General features: G+C 36.1%; 20 protein-coding genes and 1 pseudogene. 12 read left to right on the forward strand and 9 right to left on the reverse strand.

The genetic code is table 11. The features are described from left to right. Window positions 1–640: 640 nt before the first annotated feature. The 4 genes from LNQ34_RS23585 (at window position 641) to LNQ34_RS20865 (ending at window position 4,301) form a co-directional block, all read left to right on the forward strand. On the forward strand, window positions 641–1,843 hold the full coding sequence (locus LNQ34_RS23585) for an RHS repeat-associated core domain-containing protein (protein WP_346432368.1): 1,203 nt from the start codon (window positions 641–643) through the stop codon (window positions 1,841–1,843). Then, entirely contained in the window at window positions 1,840–2,391 is a 552-nt protein-coding gene (locus tag LNQ34_RS20855; RefSeq protein WP_230001110.1) for a hypothetical protein, read from the forward strand. The genes LNQ34_RS23585 and LNQ34_RS20855 overlap by 4 nt, the downstream gene beginning before the upstream one ends. Before the next feature lie 451 nt (window positions 2,392–2,842). Further along, window positions 2,843–3,793 (forward strand): RHS repeat domain-containing protein, encoded by a 951-nt coding sequence (locus LNQ34_RS23675; protein ID WP_428979070.1) that lies wholly within the window; start codon window positions 2,843–2,845, stop codon window positions 3,791–3,793. Further along, window positions 3,756–4,301, forward strand: coding sequence for a hypothetical protein (locus LNQ34_RS20865; RefSeq protein WP_230001111.1), 546 nt, complete (start codon window positions 3,756–3,758; stop codon window positions 4,299–4,301). Before LNQ34_RS23675 ends, LNQ34_RS20865 begins: the two co-directional genes overlap by 38 nt. A 327-nt stretch (window positions 4,302–4,628) precedes the next feature. On the opposite strand, the gene LNQ34_RS20870 is transcribed toward LNQ34_RS20865, so the two are convergent. Next, complete coding sequence (locus LNQ34_RS20870; protein ID WP_230001112.1) at window positions 4,629–4,766, reverse strand: hypothetical protein; 138 nt, start codon at window positions 4,764–4,766, stop codon at window positions 4,629–4,631. 180 nt (window positions 4,767–4,946) lie between these two features. Here LNQ34_RS20870 and LNQ34_RS20875 point away from each other — a divergent pair, with 180 nt between their 5' ends. The 5 genes and pseudogenes from LNQ34_RS20875 (at window position 4,947) to LNQ34_RS20890 (ending at window position 9,433) form a co-directional block, all read left to right on the forward strand. After that, a complete protein-coding gene (locus LNQ34_RS20875; RefSeq protein ID WP_230001113.1) occupies window positions 4,947–5,483 on the forward strand; it encodes a JAB-like toxin 1 domain-containing protein in 537 nt (178 codons plus the stop codon). A 12-nt stretch (window positions 5,484–5,495) separates the two neighbouring features. Continuing rightward, window positions 5,496–5,981, forward strand: a complete 486-nt coding sequence (locus LNQ34_RS20880; RefSeq protein ID WP_230001114.1) for a hypothetical protein — start codon at window positions 5,496–5,498, stop codon at window positions 5,979–5,981. Between the two features lie 105 nt (window positions 5,982–6,086). Continuing rightward, window positions 6,087–7,844, forward strand: coding sequence for an RHS repeat domain-containing protein (locus LNQ34_RS20885; RefSeq protein WP_230001115.1), 1,758 nt, complete (start codon window positions 6,087–6,089; stop codon window positions 7,842–7,844). A 637-nt stretch (window positions 7,845–8,481) separates the two neighbouring features. Further along, window positions 8,482–8,565 (forward strand): annotated as a pseudogene (locus tag LNQ34_RS23680) (IS1 family transposase); the annotation flags it as partial. Window positions 8,566–9,034: 469 nt separating this feature from the next. Continuing rightward, on the forward strand, window positions 9,035–9,433 hold the full coding sequence (locus tag LNQ34_RS20890; protein WP_230001116.1) for a tautomerase family protein: 399 nt from the start codon (window positions 9,035–9,037) through the stop codon (window positions 9,431–9,433). Between the two features lie 101 nt (window positions 9,434–9,534). Here the strand turns inward: LNQ34_RS20890 and LNQ34_RS20895 are convergent, their stop codons facing one another. From LNQ34_RS20895 to LNQ34_RS20930, 8 genes are all read right to left on the reverse strand, one after another. Next, the gene (locus tag LNQ34_RS20895; RefSeq protein WP_230001117.1) at window positions 9,535–11,523 is read right to left on the reverse strand and encodes a heavy metal translocating P-type ATPase; all 1,989 of its coding nucleotides are present in this window, start codon (window positions 11,521–11,523) and stop codon (window positions 9,535–9,537) included. A 363-nt stretch (window positions 11,524–11,886) separates the two neighbouring features. After that, window positions 11,887–13,119 carry an efflux RND transporter periplasmic adaptor subunit gene (locus tag LNQ34_RS20900; protein ID WP_230001118.1) on the reverse strand — a complete coding sequence of 411 codons (1,233 nt, stop codon included), beginning with the start codon at window positions 13,117–13,119 and terminating at the stop codon, window positions 11,887–11,889. 1 nt (window position 13,120) lies between these two features. Beyond that, window positions 13,121–14,383: a TolC family protein gene (locus LNQ34_RS20905; protein WP_230001119.1), complete on the reverse strand. Its 1,263-nt coding sequence runs from the start codon at window positions 14,381–14,383 to the stop codon at window positions 13,121–13,123. A 131-nt stretch (window positions 14,384–14,514) separates the two neighbouring features. Next, a complete protein-coding gene (locus LNQ34_RS20910; RefSeq protein ID WP_230001120.1) occupies window positions 14,515–17,640 on the reverse strand; it encodes an efflux RND transporter permease subunit in 3,126 nt (1,041 codons plus the stop codon). A gap of 107 nt (window positions 17,641–17,747) precedes the next feature. Then, the gene (locus LNQ34_RS20915; RefSeq protein WP_230001121.1) at window positions 17,748–18,071 is read right to left on the reverse strand and encodes a DUF6660 family protein; all 324 of its coding nucleotides are present in this window, start codon (window positions 18,069–18,071) and stop codon (window positions 17,748–17,750) included. A gap of 1,386 nt (window positions 18,072–19,457) precedes the next feature. After that, window positions 19,458–20,507, reverse strand: coding sequence for an NAD(P)-dependent alcohol dehydrogenase (locus LNQ34_RS20920; RefSeq protein WP_230001122.1), 1,050 nt, complete (start codon window positions 20,505–20,507; stop codon window positions 19,458–19,460). A 213-nt stretch (window positions 20,508–20,720) separates the two neighbouring features. After that, window positions 20,721–21,125: a cupin domain-containing protein gene (locus LNQ34_RS20925; RefSeq protein WP_230001123.1), complete on the reverse strand. Its 405-nt coding sequence runs from the start codon at window positions 21,123–21,125 to the stop codon at window positions 20,721–20,723. Window positions 21,126–21,487: 362 nt separating this feature from the next. After that, complete coding sequence (locus LNQ34_RS20930; protein WP_017497050.1) at window positions 21,488–22,360, reverse strand: helix-turn-helix domain-containing protein; 873 nt, start codon at window positions 22,358–22,360, stop codon at window positions 21,488–21,490. A 221-nt stretch (window positions 22,361–22,581) separates the two neighbouring features. On the opposite strand from LNQ34_RS20930, the gene LNQ34_RS20935 reads away from it, so the two are divergent. From LNQ34_RS20935 to LNQ34_RS20945, 3 genes are all read left to right on the forward strand, one after another. After that, window positions 22,582–23,172: a TetR/AcrR family transcriptional regulator gene (locus LNQ34_RS20935; protein ID WP_202703846.1), complete on the forward strand. Its 591-nt coding sequence runs from the start codon at window positions 22,582–22,584 to the stop codon at window positions 23,170–23,172. A 66-nt stretch (window positions 23,173–23,238) separates the two neighbouring features. Beyond that, window positions 23,239–24,789 carry a DHA2 family efflux MFS transporter permease subunit gene (locus tag LNQ34_RS20940; RefSeq protein ID WP_230001124.1) on the forward strand — a complete coding sequence of 517 codons (1,551 nt, stop codon included), beginning with the start codon at window positions 23,239–23,241 and terminating at the stop codon, window positions 24,787–24,789. A 146-nt stretch (window positions 24,790–24,935) separates the two neighbouring features. Then, window positions 24,936–25,319: a hypothetical protein gene (locus tag LNQ34_RS20945; RefSeq protein ID WP_202703844.1), complete on the forward strand. Its 384-nt coding sequence runs from the start codon at window positions 24,936–24,938 to the stop codon at window positions 25,317–25,319. Window positions 25,320–25,803 lie beyond the last annotated feature (484 nt).

A 25,803-nucleotide genomic window follows, 5' to 3' on the forward strand; every position in this document is an offset into this window, starting at 1 on the left:
AAAAGCCATTCCTTAAACGGAGTGGTTTTTGCTTTTATAGGACTTTATAGTGTACCAAACGGTTAAAATAGAATCCAAGTTATCCTGTATTTGCTAGGGAATCTCAATTGATTTGAAAAATAACGCTTAGAACATCCTCCCTCCCTGTATCGGCTATTTTGATATCAAAGATCTAGATTTTAAGATTCAAGTTACCTCCCCGTGACCACACATGTACACTAAATTCAAATGATAACTATCGATGCATCAATCAAAAATTCCATAAGTTTTGAATCTTCACCCGCTCTCCGAAGAGTTCCTTATGAGCCGATGTGCGAATGTCTCTGACTTCGCACTTGCAATCTAAATCAAGCAAAAAAAAGCCACTTCATTATGAACATGCCCCAAATAGTGTCTAACTTTTGGGGGCATGTTCAAACGGAGTGGCTTTGTGCTTTTATAGCACTTTAAAGTATACCAAACTGGGTAATGTTACAGATTAGGTGTTTTTGCAAAATAACGATGTAACGAACTGAAAGAGAATATAAAATTTTAATTCTTGAATAGAAAGAGAGATGACCGCTTGGTCGTCTCTTTCGTTTTTTGTCTTTTAATAAGCCTTAAAATGATTTTGTAATATCTTAGTGTTTCAAATTAGGTCATGAAAATAAAATGTATTTTAGATCTTATAAAAGATCCACCGGTAGAAGCCAATCGTTTTGGTGCCTTTGCTGTACAGTCGACAAGTCAGGCTGCTCCGTCGCGACCAACGTTAGAGTTTTTCCCTACGGCAGAGGGGTATTACGATTATGTAGGTAAAAAGTATGTGTATCAATACAAAGATCATTTGGGTAACATACGATTGAGTTATGCTAAAAATCCGGCAACCCAAGTTCTTACCATTATTGATGAGAATAATTATTATCCTTTTGGGTTGAAACACAATGGGTATAATGATTATGTACCTACTAATAATAAGTATAAGTACAACGGAAAAGAACTGCAAGACGAGAACATTGGCGGGAATCAGCTTAATTTATATGACTATGGTGCTCGTAATTATGACCCTGCATTAGGACGCTGGATGAATATTGACCCGCTGGCGGAAAAGTATGATAACTTTACTCCATATGCATATACTGTTAATAATCCAATCTTTTTTACTGACCCAGATGGAATGAGAATAAGATGGGCATCTTGGAGTGATGTGAAAAATGATGAAAATTTGAGCAAACAATTTTCTTCTAGAAAAGAATACAGAGAAGCTAGACGAGAACTAAAAAAACAATATAATGACGTTTTAAAAAATTCAGAAACAGCTACAAAAATATACGGCGATTTAGATGCTGATTCGGCGACACATACTATTTTTGCCACAAAAGAAACTGGAGGAAATACAACAGTGGCTGAGGGAGGAGGAACGAACATTAAGATTGGTGTCGGGGATGGTTCTTCAAACTTTTTAGATGGAATTACAAGCAATGATGCTAATATTCAAGCTCAAGTTGGACATGAAGGTGGGCACGCTTGGCTAAAAATGAACGGTTTAGAAGAGGGAAAAACATTGCCAAGTAGAGACAATGCTAATAGTTTCGATGTTAAACTCTATAATAACTATTATGAGAACAGAGAAAGAACCGCATCTCATATAGAGAATATTATTCGTGGCGAATTGATAAATAGTGGTGCACAAAACATGAATCTATCATCAAAATATTTTGGAACAACATTAAATTATACTGGAGGCTCATTTTCTAAATATGAGACCAAGACTAATACATTTCAACTATTAAATAATAATCCATATAATGCTCAAGGATATTTAAGTCAGGCATATAAACTCCCAGCACCCAAAAAAAAATGAAAAAACTAATATTTTTATCAGTCCTATTTTTAATTTATTCATGCAAAGGCCAGAATAGTAAGAATTTTAATGATTGTGATATTGCAATTACAAATGACATTAAAGAGTTCGAAGAACTATATTCAAATATTGACACCACTACTATTTATAATAATGTAATATTGAGTTTTAATAAAGTTAATTCGGGGGTTTTATTGTATCAGATTAATCATAATAATAAATTTGGTAATTTTTTAATAATTGATAATCAAGAGCAAAAATGTAGAATTATAAAAAAGGGACTTGATAAAAATGTCAATCTTTCAGAAAAAGACAAACTTTTTTTTAAAAGCAATATACCTTCAATAAAAAACATTAACTATTATCAAACTTGTAAAAATGATGATAATAATTCTGTTACACTTTTTATTATTAAAAATGAGGGCATTATAGTTGCTAGATATTTTTCTAAAGCTAATCAATTTTTAAAATCAAAAGATATTGGGGATGAAAATTATCAAAATGTCATGAATTTATTGAAAGTCGCTTATAAGCGTTCATTTGATTAGAAAAAACCTTGTGTCGCTAGAGTCCCGCTCGTGAACCCAATCTGAATAAAAGCCATTCCATATAAGGAGTGGCTTTTGATTTTTTATCACTTTAAAGTCTACCAAACTGGGTAATGTTACTGATTAGGTGTTTTTATAAAATAAAGATGTAACGGACTGAAAGAGAATATAAAATTTTAATTCTTGAATAGAAAGAGAGGTGACCTATCGGTCGCCTCTTTCGTTTTTTGTCTTTTAATAAATCTTAAAATGATTTTGTAGTATCTCAATGTTTCAAGTTAGATCTTGAAAATAAAATGTAATTTTAAATCTTATAAAAGATCCACCGGTAGAAGCCAATCGTTTTGGTGGCTTCACAGCACAATCGGCAAGTCAGGCTGTACCATCGCGACCAACCTTAGAGTTTTTCCCTACGGCAGAGGGGTATTATGATTACATAGGTAAAAAATATGTGTACCAGTACAAAGATCATTTGGGTAACATACGATTGAGTTACGCTAAAAATCCCGCAACGCAAGTTCTTACTATTATTGACGAGAATAATTATTATCCTTTTGGGTTGAAGCATACGGGGTATAATGATTATGTAGCTACTAATAATAAGTATAAGTACAACGGAAAAGAACTGCAGGACGAGCTGGGGCTTGGGATGTACGACTATGGTTTCAGAAATTACGACCCTGCGCTTGGTAGATGGATGAACATTGACCCATTAGCAGAAATATCAAGAAGATGGTCTCCTTATACATATGCTTACGATAATCCTGTCTTACTTGTAGATGTTGACGGTCTTTATGTCGACACATCTTGGATTTACCGCAAAAATAAGGATGGTAACTATGTAAATAAAAAATTAGTAGAAGCTTTTGAAACTTTTGCTAAATCAAAAGAGGGAATTAGCTTTTTAGGTAGTTTTGCAGAAAAAGGTCAGGTAATTGCAGGACATGAATATTCTGAAAGTGGTAAATTTGATAAGAAAGATATTGATTTAAATTTTGTAGAAGCAAAAAGTGAAGAAAGTGTTGGTGATGCTTATACAAGTAAAGAAACTAAAGGTAAAAATGGACTCCAAATTACTGTTAACTTGTTTCCATCAGCAAAAACTGATGCTTTAATTGATGATATTGGACATGAATCTTTTCTTCACGCAGACCCAATAGCTAAAGATTTTGATGATGATAAGAAATTCAATTTATCTCCAATTGACAAAGATATTGTAAAGCAGTTGGAAGATGAAAACTATCCGAAAAAATGGAGGGAAAATGCCGCTCATCATATGCAAGATATGAGATATAACATTCTTGACAAAAAAGTACTCCCAATATTGAGAAATTATTATAATAGCAAAAATATAAAGAAGACAGATGCGCAAATTAGAAAAGAAAGACCAAGAGGATATTAAAAATAAATCTACATACATAAAGTCAACTTACAAGTTTTTTATCTTGTTAATAATTTATTTGCTTACTATTAATTGTACTAATACATTAAAAAACAATGAAGAAGATTTTTACGCAATTGATTTAAGTGTTAAATATAAGAGTGAAATTAATACCTTTCAAATAGAGAAAGATGGCAGAGCTTTGGTATTAATTAGAAAATTCAATAAAAAGGATAAATACTATAATGTTGTTTTTAATGAAAAAGAAATGACTCATATTCAAAAAACATTAATTGAAATGGATTATTCAAAATGTGATACAGTAAATAAGACAATTTATGATGGTACACAATATATTTTCCTTCTTAGCAATGATAGTATAAATAGAGAAATAATAAGCGGTACATGTGAACAATTAAAAACTAGTGGTAAGTTAGTAAAATTCATTACTGAAGCTTACCGAGAAAAAAAGAAAACTGAATTTTTTAAAAGTTTGGAAATAATTGTTCCACCAGATTTACCAAATTGATGTACGTAATTTAGGTACATGTTGGTGGTTAATTATTTCGGTAATGTTACAGATTAGGTGTTTTTATAAAATAATGATGTACCCCCCGCTCTCCTAAGAGTTCTTATAAGGAGCCGTGCGAATGTTTCTGACTTCGTACCCACAATCCAAAGCAAACAAAAAAGCTACTTCATTACGAAAGTGGCTTTTTGCTAATTGTCTAGTCCTGAAATAGCGGTACACAAAAATTACCTTTGCAAGCCCTCGATCAATTGAGTATATTTACAACGCAGCGGGGCAAAAACTGAAGAAAATTGTAAAAGAGGCCAGCGGTACAACTCATACAGATTATCTGGCAGGATTTCTGTACAGGTATAGCGAAGACCAAAGTATTCCGGTTGATCCGGGCGGTGGAGATCCAGAACCTCCTGCACCTGATGATCCGGGAACCCCGCTCTGCAAAGTTTCCTGACTTCGTAATGACATCGATAGGAAAGAATACCAATATATTCTTAAATATATTTAAGTGGGTACGAAGTCGGGAGACTTCGCACAGCGTGAGAAACTAAATGGACTAATAATAATGGGACATTTTCTGCTGATAATGGTGCTACTGTTAATACAAAGGAGGAGGATGATACTTATACTGTAGATAAAAATGGAAATGTGAATCGTGTCGATGAGAAAAAGTATAAAGATAAGAATGGTAAAGAAGTAGATAGATTAATAGCCTTAGATGATAAAGGAAAAAGAACTTCTACTACCATGGATGTCGACGCAGGGACTATAAATGGTGGAACGGGTGGTGAAAAAGGGACGTCTAAATTTGGAAGTTACAGATACTATTTTGGGAAAAATAATGCGAATATCAAACAATTATTTAATTTTCTTGCTTATAATACAAATGTTGAGTGGTCAATAGTAGCATCTTCACAAGAAGTATACATAGCAACTGCTCAGAAAACCGATATTGAATTTGGAGGTATCTCACTGTTAAATGGATTTTTAGAAGAAAATGGGACTATAAAATATACGTACACTCATAGCCATCCAAACGGATATTCTTTGACACCTTCAGGATATGATGGAAAGGACAATTCTCACGGAGGCAATGACATGAAGGTTAAAGCATATTTTAATAGATGGTATCCTGGAAGAGTTACAAATTACATTTACCATATGGGTAAAATTGTAAAATTTTAAAAAAAAAGAAATATGATAAAATTAATGTTTAGAGTTATTCCTTTAATTGTTTTTGCAATGATAAGTAGTTGCCAAACGGAAAACAAAGATGTTTCGTATAAGGACTTATTAAATTTAAATAGCACTCATGAGATAAAAAAATCTATTCTCACCAAAACTCTAAATGAAGTTTTGAATGATACTGTAAATTACAGTAAATATGATTACCCAATATTATTAATTATTAGTGAAAAATTGTCAACAAAATACAAAGTATGCGTTTCAAAAACTGATTATAATATTTTTAAAAGTAGTCGTCCTGATACGTTTAATAAGCTTATTGGTTATTCAATTTACAAAGATATTCCAGTTCTACTATTTGGGGACAGTAATAAGAACGTCATAACTTTAGAGAATATTGATTTTTATAATGTATTAGGTAAAATGCCTGAATATGGACGTGGAAATCCACCAATAATTTTTGAGCCGAGGATGAAATGTTATGAAGAAAAATTGTAAGATTCTTTTGTACTGAATAATTTTTAGTAAAAGCCATTCCATAACGGAGTGGCTTTTGTATTTTTAAGCTATTTATTGTTCTTAAAATACTAGCTGTTCAGTCACATGCTCCTGTATTTATTCTCAGATGTTACCAGTGCAATTCGAACATATGGCTATCAATACGATCAACTGAACCGCCTGTTGGAGGCAACCTATAAGACTCCAAATTTAGCCGATAACAAAAATTATTTTGGTGAAAGTATGGATTATGATAAAAATGGAAATATTACCAAGCTACAGCGGCAATATATGGCTGGTGTGTCATCAAATCCTTATGTAGGTGATATGGATATTTTGGGGTATTTCTACGAGACCAATTCCAATCGATTGATGAAAGTTACCGATACCAGTAATCAGCTACAAGGATTTAATGACGATAGTAACGGATTTAATGATTCGGGAGATGATTATGCCTACGATCTTAATGGTAACTTAATTAAAGACGAAAACAAAAACATCACTGGAATAGTATACAATCACCTGAATTTGCCTAAGAAAATTGTATTTGGAACAGCGGGGTCAATTGAGTATATTTACAACGCAACAGGTCAAAAACTGGAGAAAATTGTAAAAGAGACTAGTGGTACAGTTCATACTGACTATTTGGGAGGTTTTCAGTATAGGTATGTTGAGGGACAGGGCGATCAGAAAGGTGGTGATCAAGGTGGCGGTAATGAAGGAGGAGGAGATCCTCCGGCACCAGAAGATCCAAATGATCCTAAAAATCCACCTATTTTTACTCCGGATCCAGTAAAAGATCCACCGGTAGAAGCCAATCGCTTTGGTGGCTTCACAGCACAATCGGCAAGTCGGGCTGCTCCGTCGCGACCAACCTTAGAGTTTTTCCCTACGGCAGAGGGGTATTATGATTACATAGGTAAAAAATATGTGTACCAATACAAAGATCATTTGGGTAACATACGATTGAGTTATGCTAAAAATCCGGCAACCCAAGTTCTTACCATTATTGACGAAAATAATTATTATCCTTTTGGATTGAAACACAATGGGTATAATGATTATGTACCTACGAGTAATAAGTATAAGTACAATGGCAAGGAGCTTCAAGACGAGTTACAGCTTAATGTGTACGATTATGGAGCACGTAATTATGACCCTGCACTTGGTCGCTGGATGAATATTGACCCATTAGCAGAGCAAAGTAGACGATGGTCGCCTTATAACTATACGTACAATAATCCGAACTATTTCATTGACCCTGATGGTATGTTAGTTGATACGTCAAAAATTAAGGAAGAAGGAAAAGACGATGGTAGTTCAATGGGAAAATATTTAGAAGAACAGGCAGAGATTTCTAAAAAATCTAATGAAGAATTCAAAAAATATCTGGAATCTGTTAAAAGTGATAACGACGATGAGAATGAGTCAAACGATAAAGATGATGATGATGACCAGAGAGGGAAAAAAGTTACAAAACAATCTGCAGGGATAAAAAAAGGAGATACCGCAGAAACGATGGTTGCTAAGATACTTAAAGCCATGAAAACGGGAGACTACATTGATGGAGGAGATTTAAGTTTCCTCAATTCTCAGATTGGCTTAATTTTGGATGAAGCAACGATGGGCGCTAATGGAGAACTAAATATTGAAAGAACTTTTGCAGGAAGGGTTGCAGGTATTGGTTCTGATGCAAAATTAAGTTTGAAAGCGGGTACATTAAATGGAATGAAAGGATTTAACTTTAAACTTTCGGGTGTTTCTGATGGTATTAAAAAGAAAATATATACTTCAGGTTTTATAAATGATAATAAATTATATGTTAATGAAAAAGGTAAATTATATGTTGTTCCAATTAATTAATGACAAAAAAAGCATGTATTTTTGTATTCTTGTTTTGTTCTTGAACTTGACTTATCTATTTTTAAATGATGATAGATATTTCATTTTTGGTAGTGGTTATGGATTAGAAACAATGTTAAATCTAAACCAAACTACACATCCTATTTTAGATTTGAACAGCTTTTTTTTAAGAGGGTTTAGTTATCTTGGAAATTTGATATTTTGCAATTTTATTTTTTTAATGTTGTATAATATTATCTTTAAAACTTTTAAATCGATTAAATACGAAGCTTTCTTTATATATACAATTAATATTTTACTGGTATTGGTAATTCTATATTTTTATTTGCTTATGAAATAAGTAATAGATGAAGAAGTAAAAAATATCTAGTTAAGAGAAAACTAGAAAGATTTTAATTAACAAAGCCATTCCATAACGGATTGGCTTTTGCTTTTATAGCACTTTAAAATGTACCAAAATGGGTAATGTTACAGATTAGGTGTTTTTGCAAAATAACGATGTAACGAACTGAAAGAGAATATAAAATTTTAATTCTTGAATAGAAAGAGAGGTGACCTATTGGTCGCCTCTTTCGTTTTTTGTCTTTTAATGAGGCTTAAAATGCTTTTACTTTAACTTAGTGTTTCAAATTAGGTCATGAAAATAAAATGTAATTCTTGCAATAATAAATGCATAAAAAATGGATTTCAATCTAACGGAAATCAGCGTTATAAATGTTGTGTTTGGGTAGTGTATCAATTGTATGGTTTTTATTTATTGAAATGTCTAGTCCTGAAATAGCGATACACAAAAATTACCTTTGCAAGCCCTCGATCAATTGAGTATATTTACAACGCAGCGGGGCAAAAACTGAAGAAAATTGTAAAAGAGGCCAGCGGTACAACTCATACTGATTATCTGGGAGGATTTCAGTACAGATATAGCGAAGACCAAAGTATTCCGGTTGATCTGGGCGGTGGAGATCCAGAACCTCCTGCACCTGATGATCCGGGAACCCCGCTCTGCAAAGTTTCCTGACTTCGTAGTGACATCGATAGGAAAGAATACCAATATATTCTTAAATATATTTAAGTGGGTACGAAGTCGGGAGACTTCGCACAGCGTGAGTTGAATTGAAGTTTTCCTAAACATTTGTCTGCTCCTCCTCCTCTATTTTTTTTATTTTTATACAAAACTCAAAATCTAAAAAATGCCATTTGTCCGAATCAGTTTACCTAAGAAGCTTTCATTAGAAACCAAAAACAATATTTCAGAAGCGATTCATCAATCTTTAATAGCAGAATTTCATATTCCAAGTGCTGATTATTTTCATGTAATTGAAGAATTAGAACTGCATCAGATAAAATATCCCGAAAGTTATCTTGGTATTTCGCATTCTGAAGAAATTGTATATGTTCAGATCACCGCAGGACAAGGTCGAACAGTAGAACAAAAAAAGAAATTATACCACCAAATTGCTACAAGAATTGCCGCAACAACAGCGATTCTCATTAATAACGTGATTATTGTTTTATTAGAAAATAACGGTTTGGAAAACTGGTCCTTTGGTAATGGAGAAATTCAGGAACCAACACATTTAAAAAAATAAATTTCTTTAATAGTCTTTATACCGCTCTGGTTATTCCATATGAGAATAAAGTATTAAAAATAAAACCGTTTCAGTTTAAACTCTGAAACGGTTTCTTTCTATTAAAATTTCATCTTCTGAATCCTCACGGCATTCAATATGGCCAGTAAAGCTACTCCAACATCAGCAAAAACAGCTTCCCACATGGTTGCTAGTCCGCCGGCACCCAAGATAAGTACGGCAGCTTTTACAACGAAAGCCAAAGTAATATTTTGCCAGACGATTTTTTTGGTTTGTTTCCCAATGTTTATCGCCATCGGAATCTTGCTTGGTTTATCGTCCTGAATGACCACATCGGCAGTTTCGATCGTGGCATCACTGCCCAACCCGCCCATCGCGATTCCAACCGTACTTAAAGCAATTACCGGAGCATCGTTTACACCATCACCCACAAAAGCTACCGTTTCGTTTTTGGCTTTAATTTCGTTTAGTTGATTCACCTTATCTTCGGGGAGTAAATCTCCAAAAGCGTTTGTAATGCCTAACGTTTTGGCAACAAACTGCACCACATTGGTTTTGTCACCGCTCAGCATGGTTACTTTAACTCCGAGAGCTTTCAATTTGGTTACCGCCTCTTGCGCATCTGCTTTAATTTCATCGGCAATCGTTAAATAACCTGCAAACTTATTGTCGTAAGCAATGGCAATGGTCGTATAAACCACCACATTTGGATCAACATCGTATGCAATACTGAATTTATCCATCAGTTTAAAATTCCCTACGTGCAGTTCTTTTCCGTCTATTTCAGCTTTTAATCCGTGTCCGGAAATCTCCTCGACGTTTTTCAGTGTTATCGAGGAATCAATTTGTCCTACATAATTGTGAATCGCAGTCGCAACGGGGTGTGTACTCTGACTTTCAAGTACATTGACCAATTTTAAAATTTCGTTTTTGTCAAAACCGTCCTGAATAATCACTTCCTGAACTTTAAAAACACCTTCGGTCATCGTACCTGTTTTGTCCATCACAACATTCTGAATGGTCGATATACTGTCTAAGAAATTACTTCCTTTAAACAGGATACCATTCTTGCTCGCTGCTCCGATTCCTCCAAAATAACCTAGCGGAATGCTGATCACCAAAGCACAAGGACATGAAATTACCAGAAAAACCAATGCTCTGTACAACCAGTCACTAAACACATAATCGGAAACAAAAAGCATAGGCAACAAGCAAATGGCAATCGCCAGATAGACTACAATGGGCGTATAAATCTTAGCAAATTTTCGAATGAACAATTCTGCAGGAGCTTTTTTAGTAACGGCATTCTGAACCATTTCCAGAATCTTAGACAATTTACTGTCGTTATAAGCTGCGGTTACTTTTACCAATGCAATGGTGCTTCCGTTAATCATTCCGGCCAAAACAGCTTCTCCTTTTACTTTGGTGTCCGGTTTACTTTCTCCCGTAAGTGCTGCAGTATTAAAGGAAGCCGAATCGGAAAGTAATTCTCCATCCAACCCTAGTTTTTCCCCTGCTTTTAGCTGCACTATCGTTCCAATGGCAACATCGGCAGCTTTCACTTTAGTCGCCACATTATTTTCCAAAACACTTACCTCATCCGGACGCTGGTCCAGTAAGCTTTTTATGTTTGATTTGGCACGACTGACTGCCAATCCCTGAAAGTTCTCACCAATGGTATAAAACAACATCACAGCAACGCCTTCCGGAAATTCTCCAATAGCAAATGCTCCGATGGTGGCGATACTCATCAGGAAAAACTCCGAAAATACGTCGCCTTTTCTGATGCTTTCGTAAGCCTCCTTTAAAACAGGGAATCCCACCGGCAGATAAGCGATGACATACCAGGCGATTCTAACAGGGCCAGAAAACCAATCTTGTTCGAAATACTGATCGAATCCAATTCCAATCAGCAATAAAACAAAGGAAATAATGGCCGGTAAAAACATTCTAAACCATCCGCTATCTGCATTATGACCGTGATCGTGCCCGTCATCGTCTGAATGTACGGGCTCGTCATGTGAGCAGCAGGAACCGGGTTGATTTATTTTATTCTTTTTAATCTTTTCTTCTTTATGCAGATGTTCCATGAGAAATTTAAAGTTTTAGGTTTCAAAGTTTCAAGTTTAAACTTTGTTTCAATAATGTTCTAAATTTACGGATTTTGTATTAATAGTTTTTAGGCAATAACAATTAATCTGGCAAAGGCAGAGAAAAGAGATTTTAGATTGTAAATTGTAGATTGTAGATTAACGATTTTTGATTTCAGATGTATGAAATCAGGAAATAGAGAATATAACTAATAACCAATACCAAATCAGAAATCTACAATCGTTAATCAAATATCTTAAATCATTTCACTTAATGCCATTGGATCAAAGCCAAGAGGTTATTCAGGAACGCACTGTTATGCGTCTCTACAAAAACCTCTGAACCTTTGTCCCGATCAAAATTTAATGATCATGTTCTCCCCCGCCTTTCATAGCCGAAAGCAAATAGAAAGCTCCTTTCGTTACGATTTTTGCATTTGGATCAACATTTTCTACAAATTTTATTTCTGTAAAGCCCAAATCTGTAGTGCCCGGAATGACTTCCATTGCTCTAAAATGAACTTCTTTTTCATGATTTCCTTTTTCCGGCGTTTTCTTTTCCTCATGTGCTTCTTCTTCCACATAAACAAAATATTTATCAGCATTTCGAACTACGGCATCTTTTGGTAACGCAGGAACAGTGGCATTTGTAATATTGATGTTAGCCGAAACGTACATCCCCGGAATCAGTCCTTTAGCATCAGCAGATTCGATTTTAGCATGTACCGCAACGGTTTTACTTTCGTTTGAAAAAGACTTATTTATTCCGAAAATCTTCCCTTTTATGGATTTGTTGGACTGATTGGTTAAAACAAAATCTATCACCTGACCAATTGAAATCGACCCCAGATCTTTTTCATACACGTTCAGATCCAGGTGCATCTGACTGTTATCGACCACTTCAAATAAAACAACTCCGGTTTGAGCATAAGCTCCTTTTGCAATACTTATCTTCCCTACATAACCATTGATTGGTGCCACAACCGGGACTAACGAAGTGCTTCCTTTGGTACTGACATGCAACGCTTCCAATTTGTTCTTCGCAGCCTGTGCACGGGCTTTTTCTGCTGCCAATTTTGATTTTACTTCCTGAAATGTTTTCCTTGGATTTACATTTTCATCGCTCAGCGTTTTCTGACGGTTGTATTCCAATTGCAGGTATTCAATATTGGCTACAGCCGAATGGTATTCTTCCTGCATTTCGATTACTTCCAGGTTTTGAATGGTCGCCAATACTTTTCCTTTGTTAACGTACGTTCCTTCCAAAACAAAAATATCTTTGACTGTTCCTCCTATTAAAGTCGAAACTTCGGCGGAATTTTGTGGCGGAACGGTAGTATAACCATTGGCTTTAATGACTTTATTAAGGTTTCTGTTTTCTACCAAACCTGTTTCAATCCCAACCGTTTTATATTGCGCTTCGTTTAAAGCAACTTCTGTTTGCGATTTTTCTTCCTCCGGAGCCTCTTCTGTTTTCTTTTGACCACAGGATGCTAAAACCACCATCGAAGCTACCATTAATCCCAAATAAGCGAACTTTCTTTGCGATAAAACCTTTGTGCTTTTTACTGTTGTATTATTATTAATCTGTTTCATTTTAATTGTTTTTGATGGTTGGAAATTGCAATTCGATTGCGCTCTGATTAAAATTGTGCGTAGCCTCTGTATATTGTTTCTTAATATCAATTGCCTGATTTAAGAAACTGATGTACGACCAATAACTCAAATCGCCATTGGCATAACTTTTCTGGGCCGTACTAATAATCTGATCGGCATACTGCAATCCTTCTTTTTGAAAATAGTCCATTGCTTTTTGCTGCTTCTCGAAATTGTTTTGCAATTCCTGTTTTTGCAGATTCAGCGTCAGCTTATTTTTATCCAAAGCCAGTTGCGATTGCGAAATACTGATTGCCGAAGCCTTAGCTTTCGCTGTGTTTACCCCTCCAAACAACGGAATCTGCAATCCCGTCGTAAAACCCTGAAACAAGGATTGCGTGTTGATCGTTTGTGCAAAATATCCTAATCCAACTTTTGGTGTTCGCATGGCTTTGTGTGTATTGGCTTCTTTCTGATACACCGAAATTTGCTGCTGATAAAAATCGGTCATTAAAGTCTCTGCTTTCGAGGTTCCTTCTTCTTTTACCATCGAATATTGCAAGGCCGTTTGAGCATCGGGAATGACATTCTCATCCGTTTGCACAAAAAACTGCAGCTGCTTTTGGTAAATCGCCAAATCAAATTCTAATTGTGCTTTTTGAGTTTCAATCTCTTTAACTTTAGCTTTAGCACTAATCACTTCAATATTTCCGCTTTCTCCGGTTTTAAAACGAAGCTCAGCATTCTTCAGGAATTTGGTATAAATTTCATTCAGTTCTGAGTTTAGCTTTTGGATGGAAACGCCGTACAGGTATTGATAATAGGCAAGAGTAACGGCTTTTTCTACTTCATAAGTCGATAACGCTTTTCGTTTTTCGGCCAGCTTTGCCAGTTCTTCCTGCAATTGTCGATTGGCTTTTGTGATATTTCCCAATGGAAAAAACTGCTGTACGGAAACATTATGGTCGTAATCGGCACTATTGAATTGCCCGCCCTGGTATTGCACCTGAAGCGGATCTGCCTGAAATGCCGTCTTTTTCAAAACGGTTTGTTTTTCAATTTCCTTATCGGCAATCTTCAAATCGATGTTGTTTGATTTTGCCAGTTCGATTGCTTTTTCGAGACTGATTTTTTGCTGTGCGGTTGTTACTGTCGTTGCAAACAAGAATGCTAGCACCAGCTTGTTTAACCGCAAAGCACGCAATCCATCTTTCGCAAGATGCGCAAAGGAGCTTGTGTTTATATGCTTTAGTATGTTTTTCATTTTTATATTTTTTGTTTCTCGCAGATTTTGCTGGTTTTTACTTTTAAAGCTGAATCTGCAAGAGAAATCATTTTACACTAATCAGTAATCACCCTACACCTAATTACTTCATTATCAAATTATCTAATTATCTAATTATCTTTTTTATCCTTAAACTTCTTCTCTAACAATAAATACAGAATTGGTAAAACGATTAACGTCAGTAAAGTTGCTGAAACTAATCCTCCAATTACAACGGTTGCCAAAGGTTTTTGTACCTCTGCTCCACCACTTGTTGACAATGCCATTGGCAAGAATCCTAACGAAGCTACGGCTGCGGTCATTAAAACCGGACGCAATCTGGTTTTGGTCCCGATTAAAACTCTTTGCAACGGATCGAGAACTCCCTCTTTTTTGAGCTGATTGAAATACGAAATCAATACAATTCCGTTTAAAACCGCAATTCCAAACAAAGCAATGAAACCAATACCCGCCGAAATACTAAACGGCATTCCACGCATCCAGAGTGCAAAAACTCCCCCAATTGCTGATAATGGAATGGCTGTAAAAATCAATCCCGCCTGCTTGAAGCTTTTAAAAGTAAAATACAGTAACACCAATATCAATCCTAAAGCGATTGGAAGCGCTACCGATAGTCGTTTGGTTGCTTCGATTAAATTCTCAAACTGACCTCCGTAGGTTACATAATACCCTGCCGGAAGTTTGTAGTCCTTATCCAGTCTTTGCTGAATTTCCTCTACCACACTTTTTATGTCACGGCCACGAACGTTTAGTCCAACCGTGATTCTGCGTTTTCCGTTTTCACGGATTACCTGTACCGGCCCTTGTTCGTACTCGACTGTAGCCACTTGCGAAAGCGGTACCTGCTGTCCGTTAGGCAACGGAATAAACAAATTGCTCACGTCTGTAATATCGGCACGATTGTTTTCATTCATTCGCACTACGACATCAAACCTTTTGCTTTCATCATAGATTTTTCCGGCACTTTCTCCCGCAAAAGAGGAACGTATAATTTGATTGATATCTGAAATATTCAATCCGTATAAAGCGATTTTATTGTAGTCGTATTTCACCGTAATTTGCGGTAAGCCGGTCACTTTATCAGCTTTTAAATCGCCTATTCCTTCAATACTTTTAATTTTCGAAATTAACTCTGTTGCTTTAGCGTCCAGAATCTCCAGATCGTCTCCAAAAATCTTAATAGCTATATCACTTCGGCTTCCGGTCATTAATTCGTTAAATCGCATCTGAATAGGCTGAGAGATCTCGATATTGGCTCCTGGAATGACTTCCATTTCTTTTTTCATGGCATTGGCTAAATCTTCCCAGTTGTCATATTTGCCTTTCCATTCTTTTTTATCTTTCAAAACAATGATCAAATCACCACTTTCGATAGGCATCGGATCGGTTGGAATTTCCCCGCTTCCAATTTTGGTTACGATGGTTTTTATCTCGGGAAATTTAGCTTTTAAGATCTGTTCGTATTTTGTAGTAGTTTCCACCATCTGGGTTAACGAACTTCCGGTCATGATGGTTGCATTTATAGCCAAATCGCCTTCTTCGATAGTTGGTATAAACTCTCCTCCCATTGAATTGAAAACAACTAAACCAAGGGCAAATAAACCCAGTGATACACCTAAAACTACCTTTTTAAACTGTAGTGCTTTTTTCAAAAACGGTGTATAAACAGCTTCCAGCCACGCCATCATTCTGTCGCTGAAATTTTCTTTGTGTTCAGTACTTTTAGACAAGAACATCGCACTCATCATCGGTACGTAAGTCAGAGAAAGAATAAAGGCTCCTGCAACTGCAAAACCTACTGTCATCGCCATCGGCTTAAACATCTTGCCTTCGGTTCCAACTAAAGCAAGAATTGGCAGATACACGATCAGAATAATAATTTCCCCAAAAGCAGCACTGTTTCTGATTTTCGAAGCCGAATTGTACACTTCAGCATCCATTTCGTTTTGCGTTAACGCTTTCTTGCGTTTGAGCTGCTGCAAGTGGTGCATGGTGGCTTCGACAATAATTACAGCGCCGTCCACGATGATTCCAAAGTCGATTGCCCCAAGGCTCATCAGATTTCCGCTTACGCCAAAAGCATTCATTAAAATAACAGCAAAAAGCATGGCCAGTGGAATAACCGAAGCTACAATTAAGCCTGCACGAAGATTCCCCAAAAATAAGATCAGTACAAAAATAACGATCAAAGCCCCTTCTAATAAGTTTTTAGAAACGGTTCCAATAGCACTGTCGACCAACTTCCCTCTATCGATAAAAGCCTCGGCAACGACTCCTTCGGGCAGGCTTTTATTGATCTGAATCATTCTTTCATGAATTCTGTTGACCACCGCACTGGAATTTTCTCCTTTTAACATCAAAACCATTCCGGAAACAATTTCCCCTTTTCCGTCTTTCGTTGAAGCTCCGTAACGCAAGGCAACACCTTCGCGAACTTCGGCTACATCACGAACCAAAACGGGCGAACCATTTCGGTTTTTCACTACTACATTTCCTAAATCTTTGGTTCCTTTCGCCATACCAACACCCCGAATGAAGTACGCAAACTGGTCTTTTTCGATATAGGCACCTCCTGTATTTTGATTGTTTTTTTCGAGTGCATCAAAAATCTCTGTAATCGTAACGCCCAAACTGTTCAGTGTATTTGGATTTACGGCGATTTCATATTGTTTTAGTTTCCCTCCCCAGGTACTAACATCGGCTACACCTTTGATACCCTGCAATTGCGGGATAATGATCCAGTCCTGAATGGTACGCAGTTTTATAGCATCGTATTTGTCTTCATAGCCTTTTTTGGCATAGACATCGTACTGATAGATTTCTCCTAAACCGGTACTGATTGGAGCCAATTCAGGCGAACCGGCATAAGCAGGGATATTCTCTTCGGCCTGTTTAAGACGTTGAAATATTTGCTCTCTGGCCCAATAGATGTTCACATCGTCCTCAAAAACGACCGTAACTACTGATAATCCGAAACGTGAAATACTGCGGAGTTCTATGATATCCGGAACTGTTTTTACAGCCTGTTCTAAAGGATATGTAATGAGTTGTTCGACTTCCTGACTGGCCAAAGTAGGTGCTGTGGTAATAATCTGCACCTGATTGTTGGTTACGTCAGGCAAAGCATCTAAGGGTAATTGTTTGATCGAATAGCTTCCCCAGGCTATTAATACAAGGGTTAATAATAGTATAACGAACTTATTCTTTATACTAAACTGTATGATTTTATCTAACATTTAAATGGTATAATGATGTGAGAAATGAGGCAAAGTGTTGCCTATTTAAATACTGCGGAAAATCCGCAACGCTCTAACCCACATTCCGACTTATCGGGTGGGCATCATTATGCTATTTGTGGGGGCTGCCAAATACTTCCGTAGAAATTAGAAGCAAAAACAGAAATGTAATTGGGTAACGGACTTGAAATAAGGGAATGTGTGACAGGGAAATCAAAGCTTACAAAAGTCTGATAACTTAAAACCTGCGCTCCACAACAATTGCACGCACAGAAAGGCGAGCATAAATCATTGTCTTTATCGTGTGTGTGATTGGCTTCAGAAGAAAACTGAGCTGTTTTGTGAGCAGCACTATTGATTTCCATATCTGCACAAGGCATATTGGAAAGCGCCATTAAATAAATCGATAATATGATTGTTATCCATTTCACGACACAAAAATAGTATTTATTTCAATTGAAAAACTGAATTATTGAATTTGATGCTTCTAAAAAAATACGGACGAATCAAAAAAATTAACAAAATCCCCTGTATATCAAAATTACTTTCTTAAAAAAACAATCCCGCCGATTCAAAAATTTGGTCAACTTTAACAACAATTAACATTTTATTCTAAAATTTATTCTTTCGAACCAAAACACCCTATTTTACTAATTAAGATAAAAGTTTCCCATTTCCTTATCAAACAGCAGCCATGTGAGAGAAGTGTATTTTTCTTTTATATTCTTTGCTTAAACTAAAAAACGATGTTGTTAGGTGTTGAATATTATTTCTAAAATCATAACTACAAAACATAGATTGCTACTATTAAACAAGTTATAATAATTAATTAAAACTTCTACTTTATATTTAAAAACAGCTACTACAACCACAAAATAAAAAAAACAATACTACATAAAGCAATAATCCTCCTCTCAAAGCTTCTGCAATTAGTATTACTTAAAAAACTCATCAACAAGCAATTAAAACCATATTCAATTGAATTTATTTTAAAGCCATATTGTTCGGTTTGGCAAAATTTAAAATTTAAAACCTCAAGCATTTTTTCTCCTTCAAAAGAGTACTTTTTCTCTGAAGAAATTAGAGTTCAAATTAAAATTCTTCCGGCTTTTTTGTTTCATTTCTAAATCGTTTTGACCAAAAAACAATCATAAAGTTGCAATTTAACAAAACAAACCTAAAACACTGGAAACAAAACAATTCAAAACAAAAACAAAACACAACAAGACAAACTGTCAGTATCAAAAAACAGTCCTTTTTATTCTCAACAACCCCATTTGTTCAACGCTATTTTATCTCAAACAAGTACCTCTTCATTGAACATGAAAATTCATGATAATTTATCCTATTCCATCCTAAAAACTAAAACATAATTAACACTTCAACTCATCACCCATTCTCTCCAAAAAACAACAAACCCCTTAAGAATTAAATTCATTAAGGGGTTTATTGTTTTACACCAGGTTACATCGTTTCAACAAAACTTAGCACCTCAGCACCTTAGTACCTTAGTCACTTCAAAAAAGTTATACCGTTTCAACAAAACTTAGCACCTCAGAACCTTAGTACCTCAGAACCTTAAAAAAGTTATACCGTCTCAACAAAACTTAGCACCTCAGAACCTTAGTACCTCAGAACCTTAAAAAAAGTTTCACCGTTTCAACAAAACTTAGCACCTCAGAACCTTAGCACCTCAGAACCTTAAAAAAAGCTATACCGTTTCAACAAACTTAGCACCTCAGCACCTTAAAAAAGTTTCACCGTTTCAATAAACTTAGCACCTCAGAACCTTAGTACCTCAGAACCTTAAAAAAAAGCTATAAAGAAGCCATATCAATTACAAAACGATACTTAATATCTCCTTTTAACAGCCTTTCATAGGCGTCATTTACTTCGTTTACGCCAATTAATTCAATATCGGCAGTAATATTGTGTTCAGCACAAAAATCAAGCATTTCCTGAGTTTCTTTGATTCCGCCAATAGCAGAACCCGCAAAACTTCTTCTTCCCAATAAAAGACTGAACGAAGTTACCGGAAGAGGCTCCATTGGAGCACCAACCAAAGTGAGCGTTCCATCCACTTTTAACAGATTTAAATAGGCATCAATATTGTGTTCTGCCGACACACAGTCCAGAATAAAATTCAGACTTTTAGTGTATTTGGCCATTTGCTCAGGATCCGTCGACAGTACTACCTCATCTGCCCCTAGGCGTTTTGCATCTTCGGTTTTAGACAATGAAGTTGTAAAAACTACCACATGAGCCCCCATTGCTTTCGCCAATTTGATTCCCATATGCCCTAGACCGCCAATACCAACAATCCCCACTTTTTGCCCGGGACCTACATTCCAGTGTCTTAATGGTGAATAGGTTGTGATACCTGCACAAAGCAATGGTGCAACACCTGCAAGATCTAATTTATCAGAAATATGCAGTACATAATTCTCATCGACTACAATACTTTGCGAATACCCTCCAAAGGTGTGTCCGCCTAAATGCGTGTCCGGAGAATTAAAAGTTAAAGTACTGCCGGCATCACAAAATTGCTCTAAATCGCCTTTGCAATGCTCACATTCTCTACAAGAATCAACCATACAGCCTACTCCGGCCAAATCGCCCACTTTGAAATTCTTTACGTGACCTCCCACTTTTGTTACCCTCCCCACAATCTCATGCCCCGGAACTATTGGGTAAATCGTCCCGTGCCATTCGTTTCTGGCGGAATGCAAATCCGAATGACAAATTCCACAATATAAAATCTCTATTTCTACATCATGAGCCAATACCGCTCTGCGCTGAATGTCTAATGTCTGCAACGGTGCATCCGCAGCCTCTGTCCCAAAGGCTTTTATGTTTTTTACTTCCATGTTTTTATTGTTTTTTAGTTTTATTGGTTTCAAATTTCAGGTTTCAGGTTTCAGGTTTCAGGTTTCAAGTTTCAAGTTTCAAATTTCAGGTTTCAGGTTTCAGGTTTCAAGTTTCAGGTTTCAAGTTTCAGGTTTCAAGTTTCAGGTTTTAGCTTACAAAAAATACAGGCATTCCCATTCAGAATTTTCTAATTATCTAATTATCTAATTAAATCACTTCCCGTAACTGTAATACTCTTCATCGGTTACGCTATCGAGCCAAATTCCGGTTCCTTTATCAATTTCTGTAATAATAGCGATGTGCGAAAACGAACTGAACGGGGTGGCTCCATACCAGTGTTCTATTCCGGGCAGAATCGTAACTACTTCGTCTTTATGAAGCAATCGGACGGCTTTTCCTTTTTCCTGAAAATAGCCAATCCCGTTTGTAGCGATAAACAACTGCAGCGTTGGATTAACATGCCAATTACATCTTGAACCCGGTTCAAAAGAAACTTCTTTTATAACCGTATTATCAGGATGAATAGCACTGGTTTGCTTTTTATACGAAACATCACCAGTCATATAGGTATTTGGGATTTTCCCCTCTTCAATAACTGAAGTATAAAGTGTTGACATAAAATTGATTTTTTGAGATTGATTTCTTTTTTAAAATAACCCGACAAAAGCTGCTGCCCTTAAGTGCCGGATACCACAATGCCTGCCTTAAATCATTTAAGACTAAAGCAATCCACAGAAGCTAAATCTTCCTTAGACAAAATAGCTGTAACAAATTGATTCTCTGAAGTATTCATAATTATTCGTTTTTTTTACACCAGTTTAAACTAAATCATGAAAGCGGGAATATGCTTTGTGAAGTATTATTTAGCTTATTGAAAACTGATTAATGATTAATACTACTTATTTCAATGCAAATCTACAGTGGTAAAGAGGCAGAGAGATAACAATAATCAAACAAAAAATTAAGAATATGAAACAATTTACACTCTGAGTGATTTTGGAATTGTTCCTGTAATCCTTTTAAAGTAATTATTAAAATAACTTGGATATTCAAATCCCAGCGAATATCCGATATCCGAAATACTCCAATCCGTATGCTGCAGCAAAGCTTTGGCTTCACCAACAATTCTTTCTGAAATATGCGCCGTTGTTGGTTTTCCGGTGACTTCTTTAACGGAACGATTTAAATGATTCACATGAACAGCCAAACTCTGCGCATAATCCTGAGGTGTTTTTAGCGCTAATGGTTCATTTTTGGTTTCTATGGGAAACTGTCTTTCCAACAATTCCAAAAACAAGGAGGTAATTCGCGACGAGGCATTTCTGGGTTTAAAGAAATTCTCCGAAGGCTGCATTTTCATAGATTCGTGCAAAATCAAGTTGATATAATTACGAATCAAGTCATCTTTAAAAACATAATCTGTTTCCTGCTCCTGTATCATTTTCTGAAATAAGGAATCGATAAACACCTTTTGATCAGCTGATAAAGAAAATATTGGTGTACCGCCAATTTTAAACAAAGGCGATTCATGAAGGCTTTCAGAACGATCTTTTACTTTTAGAAAGTCCTCCGTAAAAACACAGGCATAGCCTTCATACGAGGGTGAAATAATTTCCCAGGAATACGGAATGTGCGGATTTCCGAAAAATAGTATAGTTCCGTCCGTTTCGATCCCTCTGTCGGCATAATGAATAAAACTCTTACTGGTATTGATGCAAATTTTGTAAAAATCCCTACGGTTATACGTTGGAATCTTACTCACGTCACCGTTTACTTCATACACCTTAAAGCCTTTCAGCTTTAAATCACTAATTCCAAGTTCTGAACCCTGTTCTTCTAATTGCTCTTTCATTTTGCAAAGTTATGAAAATCAAACAAAAGTTTTTGAAGTTGTTTTTTTAGTTTGTTTCAGGTTTGAAGTTTCAGGTTTCAGGTTTCAAGTTTTAAGTTTTAAGTTTTACATTTCAGAGAGGTACTGTCCTACGATGCATCCCGCAGTCTTTGTTTTTTTTTCAAAAAGTTTGTTATTTTATACCAATCGGTATATATTTGTGTTTTAAATTTTCAATTACCATGAGTAAAGCCGAAAGAACCAAGCAATTTATTATAGAGAAAACCGCTCCTATTTTCAATATGAAAGGGTACAGTGGAACTTCTATGAGTGATATTACCGAAGCGACAGGCCTTACAAAAGGAAGTATTTACGGTAACTTTGAAAACAAAGACGAAGTAGCCTTGGCGGCTTTTAAATTCAATGTAAAAAAGCTTCAGGATGCTTTTACGCGAGAAATCGACAAGCAAACTACGTTTAAAGACAAATTATTGGTTTATCCAAGACTCTACTCTAATTATTACGAGCTAAGAATCACTCAGGGTGGATGCCCTATTATCAACACTGCTACTGAAGCAGATGATACTCATCCGGTACTTAGAAAAAAAGTGGAAAGTATAATTCTTGCCTGGAAAGAAAAACTGGTTTATTTTATTGAGCAAGGCATCGCTGCGGGAGAATTTAAGGGGGAATCCATAAATCCGGAAAAAACCGCTCTAACCATCATCGCCATTATCGAGGGTGCCGTCATGATTTCTAAAATAACGGGCGACCTGTCTAATTTATCCACTATTATGCTTTCACTGAAAAAGATAATTGATGACTTAGAGTAAAGTCAATAAAAACAACTGTCCTTTTTTTTAATTAAAAATATACCGATCGGTATAAAATATTTATCTATGACACCATTAAACCGAAAACTACTTATTCTGACTGTCATATTAGCCGCCATTATGGAACTGATAGACATATCGATTGTAAATGTTGCACTTTCCCACATGAGCGGAAATCTGGGCGCTACGCTTGAAGATACCTCGTGGGTGATTACGGCATATGCCATTGCCAATGTGATTATAATCCCTATTACAAGCTTTCTAAGCGCCAATCTTGGGCGGCGTAATTATTATATTGGTTCTGTTATTTTGTTTACGTTCTGCTCTTTTATGTGCGGGCATTCGTCTAACATTTGGATGCTCGTTTTTTTCAGGTTCTTTCAGGGAATTGGAGGCGGTGCCTTGTTATCCATCTCACAAGTTGTGGTTTTCGAGCTTTTCCCAAAAGACAAACAATCTACAGCCGGAGCTATATTTGGAGCCGGAATCTTCATTGGCCCCACTATCGGCCCAACTTTGGGTGGTTATATTACCGAAAATTACGATTGGCCCTGGATATTCCTCATCAATGTTCCGATTGGAATTCTTGTCATGATTTCCTGTTACTTTCTACTACAGGAACCTCCTGTAAAACCTGAAATCACTAAGGTCGACTGGACCGGCATTGCTTTACTGGCCATAGGAGTTGGTACTTTGCAAACGGTTCTCGAAAGAGGCGAAGTCGAAGACTGGTTTGAAACCCGCTATATTGTTGTGCTTACCTTTATTGCCGTGACAACCCTGCTCCTGTTTATCTATTGGGAACTTACGATCGAAAAGCCTGTAGTAAATCTTCGGGTCCTCAAAAGTAAATCTTTAAGTATTGCTGCAGTCCTAACTTTTGTAACCGGATTTGGTATGTTTATTTCCATCTACATTAGTCCGGTTGTCGCACAGCGTTTATTAAGCTTCTCGCCTTATCAAACCGGATTGCTTTTGTTACCCGGAGCGCTGTTTGCATTATTGGCTTTAAAAATGTGCGGAACCTTACTGCAAAAAGGCGTCTCACCGGTACTGATTATCGCAGCCGGATTTCTTTTGTTTATTTATTTTAATTGGAGAATGTCCGGAATGACTTTAAACACCAGCGCTGCTGAAGTGGCAACTTCTCTGATTTTTCGTGCATTAGGAATGGCTCTGCTTACTGTTCCGCTTACCATGCTGGCCGTCTCCTCTTTAGAAGACAAAGATGTTGGTCAGGGCGCCGCTTTGAATAATATGATGCGGCAATTGGGCGGTTCTTTTGGCGTTTCGATTATCAATACTTATGTAGCTCATCGATTTGCAGCACACCGAAACGAGCTAATTTCGACTGTTACCCCAGACAACACCATCGCAATGGACCGGATAAATGCCTACATCAGGTATTTTCAAAGCAAAGGTTTTGCTTATAACGAAGCTAAGTTTAAAGCACTCCGACTTATGGAAAATATTGTTTTAAGACAATCTTCTTTATTAAGTTACAGAGATGCTTTTTTCCTTGTTGGATTGTTCTTTTTGATAACCTTACCCCTGCTTTTGTTTGTAATGAATAAATCCAAAAAAAGAAAAACCGATCTTATGCTCTCCGATCACTAAGGCACGCTTTCTTTCTGATAAACAAGCCTGTAAACTCTTTCTATAAAATTTAGAATCATTCTATTGCCTCTCTTTTAACAATTCACTTTGTTTTGGTGTAATTTTATATTGAAATTAACCTATAAAACAAAAAACAGCTATTAGTTATGAGTGTTATTAAAGATGAAAATAAACTTATTAGCACCATTAAACGAGTTGATCAGAAAATCGACAAGCTTAATGATCAAAAGATCATTGCCTTTTTTGAAGCCCTTGGATTAAATGAAAGAGCAGATGTTCCTAAAAATTTCCTGGAATGGGAAACCATACTTATCGTCGTTCCGGATCGACATATTTCTCACGAATTAAAGTATTACAAATATTCTATTGCAAGACTCGCTTTTGTTACCAATCCGAATGCGACTGAAATTCATGCTTTCGATTTCAATGAATGGAAAAAAGTTACTCAGAATAAAACACAATTTCAAATTAGAGAATTTCTAAAAAATAACTTTGGCGGTGTTCGAAATCATGCGGACAGATTGAATTAAGTAAACAAGTTCATTTCAGCTTCAGGTGATCATCTAAATAATAAAACCTTTGTCAATTCTATGTTTTGACAGAGGTTTTATTTTTAGAGTTCTATTGGATCAGTTGCAAAATCTGAGGATCAGGCAAAAAGATAAGATAATCTGTATAAGAAAAAAATCTATTTTTCTCACTCCACTAAATTGAGCTCTAAAAGCTTTTATTTTAGCATTGAAATATACTTCTCTGGCTTTCAGTCTTTATTGGTGTTTATTTAATTTTGTGAATATTGCTCTGAAAGAGCTTTAGCAACGGCATCGTGTGCAGCACCATCAATAACGATAACAAATATCGGTTACGCCCTGAAAGGGCACAAGCTTACGCGCAAAAAGTTGGTTTTATATCTTTTTGAATTGTATTTTATAAAAGAGCGGTTTGTTCTTTATTGAAAATTATAATATATAGTTTGCTCTTGCCCTTTCAGGGCAATTCTACACCTTACTCCAA

The sequence above is a fragment of the Flavobacterium lipolyticum genome (assembly GCF_020905335.1).
Classification (GTDB): Bacteria; Bacteroidota; Bacteroidia; order Flavobacteriales; family Flavobacteriaceae; genus Flavobacterium; species Flavobacterium lipolyticum.

Coding starts and splice junctions, on each gene's coding strand:
- LNQ34_RS23585 (WP_346432368.1), top strand. CDS start 641: ATGAAAATAAAATGTATTTTAGATCTTATAAAAGATCCACCGGTAGAA.
- LNQ34_RS20855 (WP_230001110.1), top strand. CDS start 1,840: ATGAAAAAACTAATATTTTTATCAGTCCTATTTTTAATTTATTCATGC.
- LNQ34_RS20865 (WP_230001111.1), top strand. CDS start 3,756: ATGCGCAAATTAGAAAAGAAAGACCAAGAGGATATTAAAAATAAATCT.
- LNQ34_RS20870 (WP_230001112.1), bottom strand. CDS start 4,766: ATGTCATTACGAAGTCAGGAAACTTTGCAGAGCGGGGTTCCCGGATCA.
- LNQ34_RS20880 (WP_230001114.1), top strand. CDS start 5,496: ATGATAAAATTAATGTTTAGAGTTATTCCTTTAATTGTTTTTGCAATG.
- LNQ34_RS20885 (WP_230001115.1), top strand. CDS start 6,087: ATGCTCCTGTATTTATTCTCAGATGTTACCAGTGCAATTCGAACATAT.
- LNQ34_RS20890 (WP_230001116.1), top strand. CDS start 9,035: ATGCCATTTGTCCGAATCAGTTTACCTAAGAAGCTTTCATTAGAAACC.
- LNQ34_RS20895 (WP_230001117.1), bottom strand. CDS start 11,523: ATGGAACATCTGCATAAAGAAGAAAAGATTAAAAAGAATAAAATAAAT.
- LNQ34_RS20900 (WP_230001118.1), bottom strand. CDS start 13,119: ATGAAACAGATTAATAATAATACAACAGTAAAAAGCACAAAGGTTTTA.
- LNQ34_RS20905 (WP_230001119.1), bottom strand. CDS start 14,383: ATGAAAAACATACTAAAGCATATAAACACAAGCTCCTTTGCGCATCTT.
- LNQ34_RS20910 (WP_230001120.1), bottom strand. CDS start 17,640: ATGTTAGATAAAATCATACAGTTTAGTATAAAGAATAAGTTCGTTATA.
- LNQ34_RS20920 (WP_230001122.1), bottom strand. CDS start 20,507: ATGGAAGTAAAAAACATAAAAGCCTTTGGGACAGAGGCTGCGGATGCA.
- LNQ34_RS20925 (WP_230001123.1), bottom strand. CDS start 21,125: ATGTCAACACTTTATACTTCAGTTATTGAAGAGGGGAAAATCCCAAAT.
- LNQ34_RS20930 (WP_017497050.1), bottom strand. CDS start 22,360: ATGAAAGAGCAATTAGAAGAACAGGGTTCAGAACTTGGAATTAGTGAT.
- LNQ34_RS20935 (WP_202703846.1), top strand. CDS start 22,582: ATGAGTAAAGCCGAAAGAACCAAGCAATTTATTATAGAGAAAACCGCT.
- LNQ34_RS20940 (WP_230001124.1), top strand. CDS start 23,239: ATGACACCATTAAACCGAAAACTACTTATTCTGACTGTCATATTAGCC.
- LNQ34_RS20945 (WP_202703844.1), top strand. CDS start 24,936: ATGAGTGTTATTAAAGATGAAAATAAACTTATTAGCACCATTAAACGA.